We start from the raw sequence: 15,313 nt of genomic DNA, 5'->3' as shown, positions 1-15,313 counted from the left end.
CGGCGCGCGATCCGAGGGCATCGTGCACGTCGGCGGCATCCACAGCCGCAGCCCAGTACCGTTGGTCCCATGCCTTCTCCGTCCGCCGGCGCGCTCGACGCGCAGGGCCGTCTCGTGTGGACGGGCGGTGACGTCCGCGCACTGCTGCGCGTCCCCGATGCGTCCGACGACAAGCGCACCAGGGGCACGGTCGCGATGCGCACCGGATCCGACGCCTATCCGGGAGCCGCGGTGCTCGGCATCGAGGCCGCCTGGCGCGCCGGGGCCGGGTATGTGCGGTACATCGGCCCCCGGCGACCGGCCGACCTCGTGCTCGCGCGCCGGCCGGAGACCGTCGTGGCCGAGCCTGCGTCCGTCTCCGCGGTGCACGCCGACGCCTGGGTGATCGGCTCGGGAACCGACCCCGCGCTGCGCCCGCCGGAGGAGACCGCCGCGCTGCGGCATCTCCTCGCCGGTGCCGTGCCGGTCGTCGTGGATGCGGGCGCGCTCGATCTTCTCCCGGCCGACGCCCCGGTGATCGCCACCCCGCATGAGGGGGAGTTCGCGCGGCTGCGCGCGCGCCTCGGCCTGGCGCCGGAACGCGCTGAGGCGCTGCAGGATCCGGCACGGCGCGCCGCCGCCGTGCGCGAGACGGCCGAGGCGCTGGGCGGCACCGTACTGCTGAAGGGCGCGACCACCCTGGTCGCAGGCCCCGGAGCCGCGCCCGTGATCGCCATCGATGCCGGCACCGGCTGGCTCGCCGCCGCGGGGACGGGGGACGTGCTCGCGGGCGTTATCGGTGCGCTCGTCGCGGCCGACCGTGCCGCAGGACGCGGGTCTGCGCCGGCGGCGCTCGCCGCGTCGGCGGCCTGGCTGCACGGACGAGCCGGACGCCTCGCCGCCCACGTGGACGGCGGCCGCCCCGGCCGCCCCCTCGTCGCCCTGGACGTCGCCGAGGCGCTGCCTGCGGCGATCGCCGCAGCGCTGGCCGACGTCGCCGACGACATGCACGACCACCGGACCGAGGAGGACCACGCGTGAGCGCTGCCGAGCCGACGGGCGCGACCCGTGCCGAGACGAGCGGGGGAGCGGTGGCGCGAGGCGCCGCCGTCGCGCGGGAGGCGGGACTGCCGCTGACCCTGCTCTGGGTCGCCTTCGCCGTCGCCCACGTGTACGTCGCCACGATCGGCTGGCGGATGCCCGCGCTGCCGATGGGCGACACGGTGTTCGTCTACGAGCCGTGGTCGCGCAACGCGCTCGGAGGCGGCGCGATCGTGGGCGTCACGGAGAGCTGGGTCTACCCGCAGCTCGCGCTCCTGCCGATGCTCGTCGCGCAGGGGATCTCGCAGCTCATCCATCCGCTGTTCCCCGGCGCCTACGCGGTCGGATCCGCGAGCTACGTCGTGGCGTGGTCGATCCTGATCACCGCGCTCGACGCGGTCGGCTTCGCGTTCCTGCTCGGCGGCGCGAAGGCGCGACGGAGCCGGATCCGACGGCGCGCAGGGCTGTTCTGGATGGCGGCCCTCGTGCTGCTCGGGCCGATCGCGATGTTCCGCATCGACGCGGTCACGGTGCCGATCGCCATCATCGGCGGCCTGTGGCTGTTCTCCCGGCCCGCGGTCGCGAGCGCCCTGTTCACGATCGGCGCCTGGATCAAGATCTGGCCCGGCGCGCTGTTCGTCGCGGCTCTCGCGCTGCTGCGAGGCCGGATCCGGATGATCGTCTCCGCGGCGATCGTCACTTTCGTCGTCGTCCTCGGGCTCGTGCTGCTGGGCGGCGGGAAGAACCTCCTCGGCTTCCTCAGCCAGATGAGCGGCCGCGGTCTGCAGATCGAGGCCGTCGGAGCCACGCCGCTGCTGTGGCTCACCCAGGTCGGCGTGACGCGCATCGAGTACGACCGGCAGATCCTGACCTTCCAGCTCGCCGGCCCCGGGGTCGACCTCGTGGCGGCCGTGCTCACGCCCCTCATGGCCCTCGCCGTGCTGGCGATCGCCGCCCTGGCCCTGTGGAAGCTCCGCGCCGGAGCCTCCGCGCGCCGGCTGCTGCCCGCGACCGCGCTCGCGCTCGTGACCGTGCTGATCGCGTGCAACAAGGTCGGATCCCCGCAGTTCCAGGTGTGGATGCTCGCACCCCTGGTGCTGTGGTGGCTGTTCGACGGGCCCCGCGTGCGGGTTCCCGCGATCCTCGTCCTGATCGACTACGCGCTCACCCAGGCGGTCTACCCGGTGGTGTACGACCAGCTGCTGGCCGCGCAGGCGCTGCCGATCGCGCTGCTGAGCGCCCGCAACATCCTCGTCGTGGTCATCTGCGTGGTCGCGATCCGGGCGATCGTGCGCACGCCGATCGCCGTCCCTGCCGTCACCGAAACCCGGAGGTCCTGATGCTCGTCGCCTTCTCCGTCGCTCCCAGCGGATCCGCCCCCGACCGGCCCGAGAGCGCCGACGCCTCGGTGCACGACGCGGTCGCCGCCGCGGTCGCCGTCGTGCGCGCCTCCGGGCTCGCGCATCGAACGACCAGCATGTTCACCGAGATCGAGGGTCCCGACTGGGACACGGTCATGGACGTCGTCAAGCGTGCGACCGAGGCCGTGATGCCCTTCGGATCCCGGGTGTCGCTCGTGCTCAAGGCCGACATCCGCCCCGGCTACCGCGGCGAGATCGACGGGAAGATCGCGCGGCTCGAGCGTGCGATCGAGGACGGCGGCGCCCTCTAAGCTGGGGGGATGAAACCCTCGAGCCTCTCGAGGGGTGCGGCGATGCGGGCGCTCCTCTCCCTCGCCATCGGCAGCTTCGGCATCGGCATGACCGAGTTCGTCGCCATGGGCCTGCTGCCCAACATCGCGCAGGATCTGCTGCCCGAGCTGTGGGCGCAGAACCCCGACGAGGCGATCGGCCGCGCCGGCATCCTCGTCTCGCTGTACGCGCTCGGCGTCGTGCTCGGAGCCCCCACGATCGCGGGTCTCGTGGCCCGGTTCCCGCGACACCGGGTGATGGTCGGCCTCGCCATCGCCCTCACGCTCGGCAACGGGCTCGCGGTCGTCCTGCCGACGTTCGAGACGGTGGGCCTCGCCCGTTTCATCGCCGGGCTCCCGCACGGCGCGTACTTCGGCATCGGCGCCCTGGTCGCCTCCGACGTGCTCGGCCCGGGCAAGCGCGCGAAGGGCGTCGCGTTCATCCTCACCGGCCTCACGATCGCCAACGTCGTGGGCGTGCCCGCCGGCACGTTCCTCGGACAGCACGTGGGCTGGCGCAGCGCCTTCCTCGTCGTCACGATCGTCTTCGCGCTCGCGACCGTCTGCATCGCCCTCTTCGTGCCGCAGCACGCGGGGGATCCGGAGCGCACCTTCCGGGCCGAGCTGCGCGTGTTCCGCCGTCCGCAGGTGTGGTTCGCGCTCGCCACGGGGGCCATCGGCTTCGGCGGCTTCTTCGCGGTGTACAGCTACATCGCCCCCGTCGTCACCGAGCGCGCAGGCGCGCCGGAGTGGATGGTCCCGATCACGCTCGTCGTGTTCGGGCTCGGCATGACGATCGGCAACCTGCTGGGCGGCGTCTTCGGCGACCGCAACCTGCGGCTCACGCTGCTCGTCGGCCTCGCCGCGATGGCCGTGGTGCTCGTGCTGCTGGCGGTCCTGTCGTTCTCGATCTGGCTGCTCGTGCCGCTGTCGTTCGTGATGGCGCTGCTGTCGTCCATCCTGAGCCCTGCCATCCAGACCCGGCTCATGGAGGTCGCGGGCGACAACCAGTCCATCGCCGCGGCGTTGAACCACTCCGCGCTGAACATCGGCAACAGCCTCGGCGCGTTCCTGGGCGGACTCGTGATCGCCTGGGGCTGGGGCTTCGCCGCGCCGTCCTGGGTGGGTGCCGGGCTCGCCGTCCTCGGCCTCGGCATCGCGCTCGCGTCGTACGCGGTGCAGCGCCGGTACCACACCGAGACCGGATCCGTGCGGGTGCGCGACCTGGCGTAGGCCGTCAGACCGCTCGCCGCGGGGATCCGGCGCACGCCCTAGCATGGGCGGATGAGCGTCGACGAGGACGAGGACCTGCCCGTCGCGGGAACCGCGGTGATCCTGCGCGACGCACCGCGAGGCGTCGAGGTGCTGCTGCTGCGCCGGCCGGATCGCGGCTCGTTCGCGGGCGCCTGGGTGTTCCCGGGCGGCATGGTCGACCCCGGAGACCGCGTGACTGGCGCGCCCGAGCAGGAGGACGCGGGCCGTGCCGCAGTGCGCGAGACCGCGGAGGAGGTGGGACTCGAGCTCGAGCGCCTCGTGCCGCTGTCGTGCTGGGTGCCGCCGGCGGGCATCCCCAAACGCGTGCGCACCTGGTTCTTCCTCGCTCCGGATCCGGGCGACGCGATCCGTCCGGCGCCCGACGAGGTCGTGGAGACACGGTGGTTCGGGCCGGAGTCGGCGCTCGCGGCGCGGGACGCCGGGGAGATCGCGCTCATGCCGCCGACCTGGCGCACGCTGCACGCGCTGTGCAGCGCGACGGACGTCGAGGATGCTCTGGCGCGCGTCGCGGATCCGGGCGTCTTCCGCACCCGGATGCAGCGCACGGCCGCGGGAATCCTCTTCTTCTGGGACGGCGACGAGCTCGCCGGAGCGCCGGTCGGCTCGCGGGAGCGTCTCATCGCGGAAGACCCTGCCTGGCGGCTCGAGGGCCGCTGATCGCGGAGCCGGCGACGGCGCGGATCCGTTCCACCGGACGTTCCGCCGGCCGCCTCGCCGGGCGGATCAGGATCCCAGCAGCCGCTCCAGATGCATGCCGACCTCGTCGGTCTCGATGAGGAAGCCGTCGTGGCCGAAGTCGCTGGAGAGCACGACCGCCTCGTTGCCGTCGAGGGTGCGCGGGAGCCCGCGCGCGATGCGATGCTGTCCGTCGACCGGGAACAGCCGGTCGGTGTCGATGCCGAGCACGAGGGTGGTCGCGGTCACGCGCTTGAGCGCGTCCTCGACGCCGCCGCGGTCGCGTCCGATGTCGTGCGAGTTCATCGCCTCCACAAGCGTCAGGTAGCTGTTGGCGTCGAAGCGGCGGGTGAACTTGTTGCCGTGGAAGTCGAGGTAGCTCTCGACCGCATAGCGCCCCCCGTGGCCGAGCGGGGACACATCCGACTGCCAGGAGCGCTGGAACCGCTGATTGAGCTCGATCGGGCTCCGATAGTTCAGCAGCGCCATGCGCCGGGCCAGGGCGAGCCCGCGGTGCGGTCCCTCGCCCACCGGGGCGTCGTAGTACTCGCCGCCCGCGAAGCGGGGATCCATGCGCACCGTCTCGAGCTGCACGAAGTTCAGTGCCAGCTGATCGGCGGTGGTCACCGGGGGAGAGGACAGGATCGCGAGACGCTCGACGCGCGCCGGCTGGCCGACCGCCCACTCGAGGGCATGCATGCCGCCCATGGACCCGCCGATCACCGCGCCCCACCGTTCGATCCCGAGGGCGTCCGCGAGGAGCACCTGCGCGGCGACCTGATCGCGGATGGTGAGGTAGGGGAAGCGCGACGCCCATTCGTAGCCGTCGGGGGCGATGCTCGCCGGCCCCGTGGAGCCCTGGCAGCCGCCGAGCATGTTCGGGGCGATCACGAACCAGCGATCGGTGTCGATCGCGCGGCCGGGACCCACGACGTCGCCCCACCAGCCGCTCGTCGCGTGCCCGCGGCCGGCCTCGCCGACCACGTGGCTGTCGCCGGTGAGGGCGTGCAGGACGAGCACCGCATTGTCGCGGGCGGCGTTGAGGCGGCCCCAGGACTCGTACGCGATCCGGATCAGCGGAAGCTCCTCGCCGCCCTCGGTGCGGAACGGGCCGAACGCCTCGAACAGCCGATCCCCGGCCGGGTCCCCGTCCCGCCAGGCGCCGGTGGCGGGCGGGCGGGCGCGCAGCAGGCGGGCGTCCGCCTCCGAGACGCGCGCCGAGGGCACCGTGTCCTCCGAGGTGGTCTGCCAGTCCATGGATCCATTCTCCCGGGTGCGAACCGCCGAGCGCGGAAGGTTACGGTTCGGGGCGGTCATCCGCGATCGCGCGCTTTCCTTCCCGCAGGGGGGACTTTCCCTCCCCACAGGGGGTCTTTCCCTCCCCGCAACGACTTTCCCTCCCCGTATGGACGTGTGCCAGGGGAGGGAAAGTCAGACCGCGGAGGGGAATGCGAGCTGCGCCCGGGCGGTTCAGCCGGGCGGACGCAAGCCGAACTGCGTGAGGCGTCGGCCCAGGATCTCGGCCGTCCGGATGTGCGTGCTGTCCCAACGCGCGAAGCGCCAGCCGGTGACGCCGCGCACATCGTCCTCGCGCCGCTTCTCATCGAGCACGATGACCTCCGCAGTGCGCCCGCTGCGGAGGTCGTCGTCGAGATACTTGCCCCGGCCGTCGAATTCTCCGAACACCTTCGAGCCCGGAAAGCCGAAGTCCAGCCAGTATCTGTCACCGTCCGCACCGGTGATCGGAACCTGGAGGAGCACATCGCGAAAACCGAGTCGCTGCAGTTGCAGCCGGCTGACGCTTTCGCCCGGCAACTGAGCGCGGCCGTCGGAGAACGCGAGCAGTTCGCGGGCGCGCCGAATCCCCCAGGCCCGGCTCGCGGAGGCGCGATGGTGCATCCGTGCCTGCCATAAGGCGGCGCGATCCGGATCGAACTCGTGCCCGTCGACCGTTTCCCGACGTTGCGCGGCGTCGGCTGCGCACAGCGCCGCCTCAGTAGGGAGGGTGCACGCCAGATCCAGCACTGTGCGGTCGAGTGAGGTGCAGAGCATGCCGTCGATGTCGACGACGTCGTCTTCGCCGAGAGCGACCTCATGCTGCCGGACCCCCGCCCGCGTGCGGCCGTGATGTGCGCCGGTCGCCACCGTGTGCACGATCGCCGGACGGAGGCGGTAGAGCGGCAAGCCGTGCAGCACGGCTGCAGACGGACCCCAGAAGACCGTGCCGCGGTCGTTGAGGTTCCTGGCCGCGGCGACTGTTTGGACGAGATGTCTGCCTTCGGTCCACAGGCCTTCGTACGCGCTCGCGTCGACATAGCAGTCGCGTCGCAGTCGCAGCAACGCCCCGTCCGCGAGTGCTGCCTCGATCGCGCGGTCAGTCGTCCCGGAGGACTGCAACTGTTCGCGAGAGTGCACGAGGGCGCGGGCGTCGGCGATGCCGAGGGTCTTCGTCATGCCGAGATTGTGAGTGTGCGGCGCCGGCCACGGGATCCGGAGCACGCAACCGGTGCAGATCCTCGCAGGACCTGGTCATGTGCGGACGGGCGTCCGATCCTGTCCTCCGCCCTCGACCGGAAAAACTCTCCCTCTCCGCAGCATCGTTCCCTCCCCGCAGTTGCGTCAGCCGGCGGAGGGAATGGCACCCAGGGGAGGGAAACGCTGGGGAAAGGGCACCACGGGGAGGGAAACGCTGGGGAAAGGGTGCCCTGGGGAGGGAAACGCTCGGGAAGGGCACCCCGGGGAGGGAAACGCTGGCGGGACCGGGGCGAGAGCGCGCGAGACCGGGCACGCGCGAGAGGGACCGGGCCACGCGCGCGAGACGCGGCCCGACGCACGGAACCGCCCCGGATCGCGGGATCCGGGGCGGTTCCGTCTCTGAGGAGGAGTCGTCAGGCGCGGGCGGCCTCGGAGACCTTGCGCGCGGCGGCGAGGGCCTGGTCCAGGTCCGCCTTGAGGTCGTCGATGTTCTCCAGGCCGACGGACAGGCGCACGAGACCCGGGGTCACGCCCGTGGTGAGCTGCTGCTCGGGCGTGAGCTGCGCGTGCGTGGTGGACGCCGGGTGGATGACCAGCGAGCGCACGTCGCCGATGTTCGCGAGGTGGCTGAACAGGGTCAGGCTGTTCACGAACTCGCGGCCCGCGTCGACGCCGCCCTTCAGCTCGAAGGAGAGCACGGCGCCCACGCCCTTCGGGGCATAGGTGTTCGCGGCGGCGTACCACGGCGAGGTCGGCAGGCCGGAGTAGTTCACGCTCGCGACGTCCTCACGGGCGTCGAGCCATTCGGCGATCTCCTGCGCGTTCTGCACGTGGCGCTCGATGCGCAGCGACAGCGTCTCGATGCCCTGGATGAGGTTCCAGGCGCTCTGCGGCGCGATCGCGGAGCCCAGGTCGCGCAGCAGCTGCACGCGGGCCTTGATGATGTAGGCGAGGGCGTCGCCGACCGCGGCCGTGTAGCTGGCGCCGTGGTAGGAGGGATCCGGCTCGGTGAGGCCGGGGAACTTCTCCACGTTCTGCGACCACGCGAACTTCCCGCCGTCGATGATCGCGCCGCCGATCGTGGTGCCGTGGCCGCCGAGGAACTTGGTGACCGAGTGCACGACGATGTCGGCGCCGTGCTCGAACGGACGGATCAGGTACGGCGTCGCGATCGTGTTGTCGACGATGAGGGGCACGCCGGCCTCGTGCGCGGCATCGGCCACGCCGCGGATGTCGAGCACGTTGATCTGCGGGTTGCCGATGGTCTCCGCGAAGAACAGCTTGGTGTTCGGGCGGACCGCGCGGCGCCACTCCTCGATGTCGTCCTGGTTCTCGACGAACGTGACCTCGATGCCGAGCTTGGCGAGCGTGTACTTGAAGAGGTTGTAGGTGCCGCCGTAGATCGAGGACGAGGACACGAAGTGATCGCCGGCCTGCGCGATGTTCAGGATGGCGAACGTGGAGGCGGCCTGTCCGCTGGAGAGCACGAGGGCCCCGGTGCCGCCCTCGAGCGCGGCGAGACGCTGCTCGAGCACGTCCTGCGTGGGGTTCTGGATGCGGGTGTAGATGTTGCCGAACTCGGCGAGGGCGAAGAGGTTCGCCGCGTGGTCCGCGTTGTCGAACACGTAGGAGGTGGTCTGGTAGATCGGCGTCGCACGAGCCTTGGTGACGGGATCGGGCGCGGCGCCGGCGTGGATCTGCTTGGTCTCGAAGCGCCAGTTCTCGGCAGCGGTCATGATGTCTCCTTTGAGATGAGCGACACCGAACCGCGTCGCAGGGGGGAGGGCCGGTCTCTCGACAGGGTGGGGATCGCGGCGTTGCATCGAGAGTACGAACTCGCGGACCCTGTCAACAAGGCGGGGGAAATGTGACGTAACAGCCCGATCCCGTAGCGTTGTGGCATGGCGACCAGCATTCCCCCGGCGGCAGAGCCGCTCGGCAGCACCTCGGCGGCAGCGCATCGGCGAGCGGTGGTGACGGGAGCGAGCACCGGGATCGGCGAGGCGACGGTACGCGCGCTCCGCGCGAGCGGCTGGGACGTCGTCGGCGTCGCACGCCGTGAGGACCGGCTGCAGGCGCTCGCCGCGGAGACCGGATCCGCCGCGTACGCGGCCGACCTCACCGATCCCGAGCAGGTCGCCGGACTCGCGGCGCACCTGGCCGCGACCGGCCCGCTGCACGCGGTCGTGCACGTCGCCGGCGGTGCCCGCGGCACCGAGCGGGTCGAGGACGGATCCGCGGAGAAGTGGCGGTGGATGTTCGAGGCGAACGTGCTGGCCGTCCAGCAGCTCACGGCGGCGCTGCTGCCGCAGCTGCGCGCCGCGGCAGCCGGCGGAGGGCACGCCGATCTGCTGTTCCTCACCTCGACCGCGGCCCGGCAGGGCTATCCGGGCGGATCCGGATACAACGCCGCGAAGGCCGCGGAGGCGATGATCCCGCAGGTGCTGCGCCAGGAGCTGAACGGCGAGCCGATCCGGGTGACCGAGATCGCGCCCGGCCTCGTGCACACGGAGGAGTTCGCGTTGCGCCGCCTCGGCGGCGACGAGGTGGCGGCCGAGGCCGTCTACGCGGGCGTCGAGGCGCCGCTGGTGGCCGAGGACGTGGCGGATCTGATCGCCTACGCGCTCAACGCCCCCGCGCACGTCAACCTCGACCTCGTGGTGATCCGTCCGGTCGCCCAGGCGGCTGCGCATCTGCTCGCGCGCGGACCGCTGCGCCCGCGCGGGGAGGACTGACCATGGGGGTGCATCTGGTCGGCGGCGGCTTCGGCCGCTCCGCGTTCGCTCCGTTCACGGCCGAGGCGCAGGCGTTCGCGTCCGCGCAGGGCGCCGCGACGCCGCGCGTGGCCGTGGTCACCGTGCGCGAGGACGCGGATCCTCGCCACGCCGAGGACCTCGTCGCGGCGCTCACCGCCGACGGCGCGGTCGAGCTGGACACCCGCGTGACGACCGTGGGGCTGACGGATCTCGTGGACCCGGCGATCTTCGACGGCGTCGACGCGATCGTGATCGGCGGGGGACTCACGCCCGCCTACCACGCGGCCCTCGAGGGCTGCTTCGACGTGATCCGCGCCGCGGTGGAGGCCGGAACGCCGTATCTCGGCTTCTCGGCGGGCGCGATGATCGCCGCCGAGAGCGCGATCCTCGGCGGCTGGCGCATCGACGGCGTCGCGGTCGCGCCCGAGGAGACGGCGGAGGATCTCGACGAGATCACCGTGGGCGCCGGCATCGGCCTGGTCGACGTGTCGGTCGACGTGCACGTCGCCCAGTGGGGCACCCTTTCCCGGCTGATCGCGGCGACGGAGGCGGGCGCCGTCGACGGCGGTCTGGGCATCGACGAGAGCACCGTGCTCATCGCGGACGCCCAGGGCCTGCGCATCGCGGGTGCCGGCAGCGTGTGGCGCGTCTTCCCCGGATCCGACGGCGTGACCGTCTCGAGCGACCGGGCCGCCCTCTGATGCCGAAGTCGCTGGCCGAGCTCGCCGCCGACGGCCGGCTCGATCCGGGGTGGGCGCAGGCGCTCGCGCCCGTCGCCCCGGTCGTCGCCGAGCTCGGCGACCGCCTGCGTGCCGAGAACGCCGCGGGCCGCGGCTACCTCCCGGCGGGCGAGAAGGTGCTGCGCGCCTTCGCCCGCCCGCTCGCCGACGTCAAGGTGCTCATCGTCGGCCAGGATCCGTACCCGACGCCGGGCCACCCGATCGGACTCTCGTTCGCCGTGGACCGGGCCGTGCGCCCGCTGCCGCGCAGCCTCTCCAACATCTACCGCGAGCTGGAGACGGATCTCGGGATCCCGCCCGCCGCGCACGGCGATCTCTCGAGCTGGAGCGATCAGGGCGTCATGCTGCTGAACCGCGTGCTCACGGTGCGGCCCGGCACGCCCGCCTCGCACCGCGGCTGGGGGTGGGAGAAGGTCACGGAGCTCGCCATCCGCGCCCTCGTCGACCGGGACGCCCCGCTCGTCGCCGTGCTGTGGGGGAGGGACGCGGAAGGGCTGCGGCCCCTGCTCGGGGACACCCCGGTGATCGCCTCGGCGCACCCCTCGCCGCTGTCCGCGAGCCGCGGCTTCTTCGGCTCCCGCCCGTTCTCCCGCGCCAATGCCCTGCTCGAGGAGCAGGGCGCAGAGCCCGTCGACTGGAGGATCTCGTGAGCGACACGACGGCCGTGACCTCGGCGGCGAACGCATCCGGGATCCGGATCCGCGCCACGCGGACCGAGGATCTCGCGGCGATCCGCGACATCTACAACCACTACGTGCGCACGAGCACGGTGACCTTCGACGAGGAGGAGACCGAGCTCGCGTTCTGGGAGCACAAGCACGAGTTGCTCGCGGAGACCGGGCTTCCGTTCCTCACGGCCGAGGACGCGGGCGGGGCCGTGCTCGGCTTCGCGTACGCGCAGCACTGGCGCGCCAAGTCCGCATACCGCTTCAGCGCCGAGAACACGATCTACCTGAGCCCTGACGCCGCCGGGCGCGGGCTCGGCAGAGCGCTGCTGGAGGCGCTGCTGGACGCGAGCGCCGCCGCGGGGCTCCGCGAGATCATCGCGGTGATCGAGCCCACCGCGGCGGCCGCGTCGATCGCCCTGCATCGCCGTTACGGCTTCGTCGACGCCGGGCACCTGAGGAACGTGGGCGTCAAGTTCGGGCGCTCGCTCGACGTGCTGTTCCTGCAGAAGTCGCTCTAGGCGCCGCACCCCGGCGGGCCGGTGCGGGACCGCGCCCCGGCCCGGCGAGGGCTCAGCGTCCGGGGATGACCGGGATCGCGGCGAGCAGACGCTTCGTGTATTCGTGCGCCGGGCGGTGCAGCACTTGCGTGGTGGGGCCGTGCTCGACGATCCGTCCGTCCTTCATCACGGCGACGTCGTCGCAGAGGTTCTGCACCACGCCGATGTCGTGCGAGACGAGCACGAGCGTCATGCCGTCGGCGGTCAGCTCGCGGAGCAGGTCGAGGATCTGCGCGCGCACGGTCACGTCCAGGGCCGACATCGGCTCGTCGCCGACGAGGATGCGCGGCCGGTGCGCGATCGCGCGGGCCAGGGCGACGCGCTGCCGCTGTCCGCCGGAGAACTCGTGCGGGTAGCGGTCGGCCATCGCCGGATCCAGTCCCACCCGGGCGAGCACCTCGGCGACGCGGGCGCGGTGATCGCCCGCGATGTCGAGCGCCCGCAGCGGCTCGGAGACGATCCTGCCGACGGACTGGCGCGGATCCAGGGACGCGTAGGGATCCTGGAACACGAGGCCGGTCTCGCGGCGCAGCCAGTGCAGCGCCCTGGCCGAGGCCGACGCCTCGACCGGGCGCCCGTCGACGGACACCGTGCCGGAGGTGGGCCGGTCGAGCGCGAGCAGCAGCCGGATGAGCGTGGACTTGCCGGATCCGGACTCGCCGATGATGCCGAGCGCGCGTCCCGCTGCGACATCCAGGTCCACGTCGTCGAGCGCAACGGTGCGCGCCCGCCGTGCGAACGGCTCCCGGCGCGCGGCGCGGTACTCGCGGCGCAGTCCACGGGCGCGGATCAGCGGCGCGCCTGTGGCGTCGCCGGGGATCCCGGTCGTGTCGCTCATGCGTCGTCCTCCCCGCGCCACAGCGTCGCGGTGGCGTCGCGCAGCAGCCCCTGCGTGATCGGCGACGACGGCGCGGTGAGCAGCGTCTCGAGCGGTCCCGCCTCGACGACGCGGCCGTCCGCGAGCACCACCGCCTCGGTGGCGACCTGGGCGAGCACCGCAAGGTCGTGGGTGATGAACACCAGCGACATCCCGGCCGACTCGACGAGCGACAGCAGCAGGCGCAGCACACCGGCCTGGATCGTCACGTCGAGGGCCGTCGTGGGCTCGTCCGCGATGAGCAGCCGGGGCCGGGCGGCGAGCGCGACCGCGATCGCGGCGCGCTGCCGCTGGCCGCCGCTGAGCTGGTGCGGATACCGGTCGACGATCCGCTCGGGATCGGGCAGCGCGACGCGCGCGGCCTCGGCCACGGCGCGCGCCCGCGCCGTGGCCCGGTCGACACGCTCGTGGATGCGGACCGTCTCGGCGATCTGGCGGCCGATCGTGCGGATCGGGTTGAGCGCGGTGCGCGGCTCCTGGAAGACCATCCCGATCTCGTCGCCGCGGAGGCGCGCGAGTTCGCGATCCGGCAGCCCCAGGATCTCCCGGCCGTTCCAGCGCACGCTTCCGGTCGCGACGGCGCCGTCGGGCAGCAGCCCCATCACAGCGAGGGCCGTGAGCGACTTGCCGGATCCGGATTCCCCGATGAGCCCCACGCGCGCGCCGTCGGGCACGGCGAAGGACACGCCGTCGACGACCCGGCGGCCGTCGATCTCGATGACGAGGTCGGTCACCTCCAGGCTCATGCGGTCACCCCCGGCAGCGGTGCCGGCCCGGGGCGCGCCTGCCGGACCCGTCGCCGCCCGGTGCGCAGCGTGGGATCGGTGGCGTCGCGGAGCGCGTCGCCGAGCAGGTTGAACGCGAGCACGGTGATCGTGATCGCGAGCCCGGGCCACACGACGGAGAGGGGATGGACCTGGATGTATCGCTGCAGGTCGGCCAGCAGGATGCCCCAGGAGGGGTCCACCACCGAGGCGCCGAATCCGAGGTAGGACAGCCCCGCCTCGGCGAGCACCGCGGTCGCCATGGCCCAGCTCATCTGCACGATGAACACCGGCGCGATGTTGGGCAGCAGGTGCTGCACGAGGTTCTGCAGAGGCGTCAGCCCGGAGGCCCGCCCTGCGATCACGAAGTCGCTGTGCTGCACGCGTCGCAGCTCCGGGCGCGTCACACGGGCGACGTTGACGCCGAAGCCGATCCCGACCGCCCACACCACGACCCACAGCGAGCCGCCCTGCACGGTGGAGATGAGCATCGCGATGATCAGCACGGGGAAGGCGATCAGCACGTCGACGAGCACCGCCACGGTCTCGCGCACCCAGCGGGCGGTGAGCGCGCCGAGCGCGCCGAGGGCGATGCCGATGAGGGTGGCCACGACGCCGGCGCCGACGGCGACGAGCACCGTGGTGCGGGATCCCGCCATGAGGAGGCTCAGGATGTCGCGTCCGGTGAGATCGGTGCCCAGCAGGTGCGGCCACCCCGGCGGCGACCAGCGCGCCGTCACGTCGGTGGCGCGCGGGTCGAAGGGCGTCCAGAACAGGGAGACGAGGGCCGTGAGCAGGATCACTCCCACCACGATCAGCCCGAACAGGCCCGCGGCGGAGGATCCGAGGCGGCGCAGCACGGTCATTCGTCGGCCTCCCGCTGCCGGGGGTCGAGGGCGCGGTGCACCAGATCCACGACGAAGCCGATGATCAGCACCATGCCGGTGAGCACGAGCAGCTCGCCCTGCACCTTCACGAGATCGCGCGTGCCGACGTCGGCGACGAGCATGCGCCCGATTCCGGGGAGCGTGAACAGCTGCTCGACGACGACGGATCCGACGATGATGCCGGCGACCTGGATGCCGAGCACCGTGACGACCGACAGCCCGACCGCCGGCAGCCCGTGCTGGATCAGCGCGCGGTTGCGGGTGAGCCCCTTCGCCGCCGCGGTGCGGACGAAGTCCTGCGAGGCGGCCTGCAGCGTCGCGCTGCGCACGAAGCGCAGCAGCAGCGCGCCCTCGATCACCCCGATGGTCAGTGCGGGCAGCACGAGCGCCTGCAGCGCGGCGCCGGGGTCGGCCCATCCGTCGCGCGGGAAGCCCTGCGCCGGCAGCCATCCGAGCCACACCGCGAACACCACGACCAGCATCATCCCGGCCCAGACGACGGGCACCGCGGCGATCGCCTGTGCGGTGACGTTCAGCGCCGTCCCCGTGGCCCTGCCGCGCAGCATCGCGGATCCGATCCCGAGCGGCACGGCGATGAGCAGGGCGATGAGCAGGGCCAGTGCGGCGAGGGGCACGGTCACCTGCGCCTTCTGCGCGAGCTCGGCCGCGACCGAGGCGCCGTTCAGCTGGGAGGTGCCGAGGTCGCCGCGCAGCACGCCGCCGATCCAGCCCAGATACTGCGTGAGTACGGGCTGGTCGAGGCCGAGCGAGCGACGGATCTCGGCCACCTGCGCCGGGGTCGCCTTGTCCCCGGCGAGCAGCTGCGCCACGTCCCCGGGGAAGACCCGCAGGGCCAGGAAGATCAGCGCGCTCGCGACGAGGAGCCCCGCGATGAGCAGGGCTCCCCGTGTGAGCGCGTAGCGGAGCAC

16 protein-coding genes are annotated in these 15,313 nt (G+C 72.5%); 9 read left to right on the top strand and 7 right to left on the bottom strand.

Annotation, left to right across the window (positions count from 1 at the left end):
- Positions 1-69 precede the first annotated feature (69 nt).
- The 5 genes from NFX31_RS11185 to NFX31_RS11165 are packed head-to-tail and all read left to right on the top strand — an operon-like array spanning position 70 to position 4,642.
- A complete protein-coding gene (locus NFX31_RS11185; RefSeq protein ID WP_262955743.1) occupies positions 70-1,020 on the top strand; it encodes an ADP-dependent NAD(P)H-hydrate dehydratase in 951 nt (316 codons plus the stop codon).
- Positions 1,017-2,360 (top strand): hypothetical protein, encoded by a 1,344-nt coding sequence (locus tag NFX31_RS11180; protein ID WP_262955742.1) that lies wholly within the window; start codon positions 1,017-1,019, stop codon positions 2,358-2,360. Before NFX31_RS11185 ends, NFX31_RS11180 begins: the two co-directional genes overlap by 4 nt.
- Positions 2,360-2,692: a thiamine-binding protein gene (locus tag NFX31_RS11175; protein WP_262955741.1), complete on the top strand. Its 333-nt coding sequence runs from the start codon at positions 2,360-2,362 to the stop codon at positions 2,690-2,692. The genes NFX31_RS11180 and NFX31_RS11175 overlap by 1 nt, the downstream gene beginning before the upstream one ends.
- Before the next feature lie 9 nt (positions 2,693-2,701).
- Positions 2,702-3,943 (top strand): MFS transporter, encoded by a 1,242-nt coding sequence (locus tag NFX31_RS11170; RefSeq protein ID WP_045249320.1) that lies wholly within the window; start codon positions 2,702-2,704, stop codon positions 3,941-3,943.
- A gap of 51 nt (positions 3,944-3,994) precedes the next feature.
- Complete coding sequence (locus NFX31_RS11165) at positions 3,995-4,642, top strand: NUDIX hydrolase (RefSeq protein WP_091481911.1); 648 nt, start codon at positions 3,995-3,997, stop codon at positions 4,640-4,642.
- A gap of 66 nt (positions 4,643-4,708) precedes the next feature.
- Here the strand turns inward: NFX31_RS11165 and metX are convergent, their stop codons facing one another.
- The 3 genes from metX to NFX31_RS11150 form a co-directional block, all read right to left on the bottom strand.
- The gene (gene metX, locus NFX31_RS11160) at positions 4,709-5,917 is read right to left on the bottom strand and encodes a homoserine O-acetyltransferase MetX (RefSeq protein ID WP_262955738.1); all 1,209 of its coding nucleotides are present in this window, start codon (positions 5,915-5,917) and stop codon (positions 4,709-4,711) included.
- 213 nt (positions 5,918-6,130) lie between these two features.
- The gene (locus NFX31_RS11155) at positions 6,131-7,114 is read right to left on the bottom strand and encodes a hypothetical protein (RefSeq protein ID WP_262955737.1); all 984 of its coding nucleotides are present in this window, start codon (positions 7,112-7,114) and stop codon (positions 6,131-6,133) included.
- Between the two features lie 434 nt (positions 7,115-7,548).
- On the bottom strand, positions 7,549-8,871 hold the full coding sequence (locus NFX31_RS11150) for a bifunctional o-acetylhomoserine/o-acetylserine sulfhydrylase (RefSeq protein ID WP_091481902.1): 1,323 nt from the start codon (positions 8,869-8,871) through the stop codon (positions 7,549-7,551).
- Between the two features lie 165 nt (positions 8,872-9,036).
- Between NFX31_RS11150 and NFX31_RS11145 the strand changes: the two genes are divergently transcribed.
- The 4 genes from NFX31_RS11145 to NFX31_RS11130 are packed head-to-tail and all read left to right on the top strand — an operon-like array spanning position 9,037 to position 11,817.
- Entirely contained in the window at positions 9,037-9,870 is an 834-nt protein-coding gene (locus NFX31_RS11145; RefSeq protein WP_169748188.1) for an SDR family oxidoreductase, read from the top strand.
- Between the two features lie 2 nt (positions 9,871-9,872).
- Complete coding sequence (locus NFX31_RS11140) at positions 9,873-10,592, top strand: Type 1 glutamine amidotransferase-like domain-containing protein (RefSeq protein ID WP_262955735.1); 720 nt, start codon at positions 9,873-9,875, stop codon at positions 10,590-10,592.
- Positions 10,592-11,281 (top strand): uracil-DNA glycosylase, encoded by a 690-nt coding sequence (locus NFX31_RS11135; protein WP_262955734.1) that lies wholly within the window; start codon positions 10,592-10,594, stop codon positions 11,279-11,281. Before NFX31_RS11140 ends, NFX31_RS11135 begins: the two co-directional genes overlap by 1 nt.
- Positions 11,278-11,817, top strand: a complete 540-nt coding sequence (locus tag NFX31_RS11130; protein ID WP_262955733.1) for a GNAT family N-acetyltransferase — start codon at positions 11,278-11,280, stop codon at positions 11,815-11,817. The genes NFX31_RS11135 and NFX31_RS11130 overlap by 4 nt, the downstream gene beginning before the upstream one ends.
- Positions 11,818-11,869: 52 nt before the next feature.
- On the opposite strand, the gene NFX31_RS11125 is transcribed toward NFX31_RS11130, so the two are convergent.
- Genes NFX31_RS11125 through NFX31_RS11110 form a run of 4 tightly spaced genes read right to left on the bottom strand, consistent with a single transcriptional unit; the run spans position 11,870 to position 15,313 of the window.
- On the bottom strand, positions 11,870-12,694 hold the full coding sequence (locus tag NFX31_RS11125) for an ABC transporter ATP-binding protein (protein WP_082071909.1): 825 nt from the start codon (positions 12,692-12,694) through the stop codon (positions 11,870-11,872).
- A complete protein-coding gene (locus NFX31_RS11120; RefSeq protein ID WP_045248955.1) occupies positions 12,691-13,479 on the bottom strand; it encodes an ABC transporter ATP-binding protein in 789 nt (262 codons plus the stop codon). Before NFX31_RS11120 ends, NFX31_RS11125 begins: the two co-directional genes overlap by 4 nt.
- Complete coding sequence (locus NFX31_RS11115; RefSeq protein WP_045248954.1) at positions 13,476-14,363, bottom strand: ABC transporter permease; 888 nt, start codon at positions 14,361-14,363, stop codon at positions 13,476-13,478. The genes NFX31_RS11120 and NFX31_RS11115 overlap by 4 nt, the downstream gene beginning before the upstream one ends.
- Entirely contained in the window at positions 14,360-15,313 is a 954-nt protein-coding gene (locus NFX31_RS11110) for an ABC transporter permease (RefSeq protein WP_091481889.1), read from the bottom strand. The genes NFX31_RS11115 and NFX31_RS11110 overlap by 4 nt, the downstream gene beginning before the upstream one ends.

Origin of the sequence: Microbacterium azadirachtae (assembly GCF_025583665.1) — a bacterium.
GTDB classification, from domain to species: Bacteria; Actinomycetota; Actinomycetes; order Actinomycetales; family Microbacteriaceae; genus Microbacterium; species Microbacterium azadirachtae.
Note: the sequence above shows the minus strand (reverse complement) of the source record. Positions and strands in the feature narration are given on the sequence as shown.

What these genes read in the sequence shown, in the direction of transcription:
- NFX31_RS11185 (WP_262955743.1), top strand. Translation starts at nt 70, where the DNA reads ATGCCTTCTCCGTCCGCCGGCGCGCTCGACGCGCAGGGCCGTCTCGTG.
- NFX31_RS11175 (WP_262955741.1), top strand. Translation starts at nt 2,360, where the DNA reads ATGCTCGTCGCCTTCTCCGTCGCTCCCAGCGGATCCGCCCCCGACCGG.
- NFX31_RS11170 (WP_045249320.1), top strand. Translation starts at nt 2,702, where the DNA reads ATGAAACCCTCGAGCCTCTCGAGGGGTGCGGCGATGCGGGCGCTCCTC.
- NFX31_RS11165 (WP_091481911.1), top strand. Translation starts at nt 3,995, where the DNA reads ATGAGCGTCGACGAGGACGAGGACCTGCCCGTCGCGGGAACCGCGGTG.
- metX (WP_262955738.1), bottom strand. Translation starts at nt 5,917, where the DNA reads ATGGACTGGCAGACCACCTCGGAGGACACGGTGCCCTCGGCGCGCGTC.
- NFX31_RS11155 (WP_262955737.1), bottom strand. Translation starts at nt 7,114, where the DNA reads ATGACGAAGACCCTCGGCATCGCCGACGCCCGCGCCCTCGTGCACTCT.
- NFX31_RS11150 (WP_091481902.1), bottom strand. Translation starts at nt 8,871, where the DNA reads ATGACCGCTGCCGAGAACTGGCGCTTCGAGACCAAGCAGATCCACGCC.
- NFX31_RS11145 (WP_169748188.1), top strand. Translation starts at nt 9,037, where the DNA reads ATGGCGACCAGCATTCCCCCGGCGGCAGAGCCGCTCGGCAGCACCTCG.
- NFX31_RS11140 (WP_262955735.1), top strand. Translation starts at nt 9,873, where the DNA reads ATGGGGGTGCATCTGGTCGGCGGCGGCTTCGGCCGCTCCGCGTTCGCT.
- NFX31_RS11135 (WP_262955734.1), top strand. Translation starts at nt 10,592, where the DNA reads ATGCCGAAGTCGCTGGCCGAGCTCGCCGCCGACGGCCGGCTCGATCCG.
- NFX31_RS11125 (WP_082071909.1), bottom strand. Translation starts at nt 12,694, where the DNA reads ATGAGCGACACGACCGGGATCCCCGGCGACGCCACAGGCGCGCCGCTG.
- NFX31_RS11120 (WP_045248955.1), bottom strand. Translation starts at nt 13,479, where the DNA reads ATGAGCCTGGAGGTGACCGACCTCGTCATCGAGATCGACGGCCGCCGG.
- NFX31_RS11115 (WP_045248954.1), bottom strand. Translation starts at nt 14,363, where the DNA reads ATGACCGTGCTGCGCCGCCTCGGATCCTCCGCCGCGGGCCTGTTCGGG.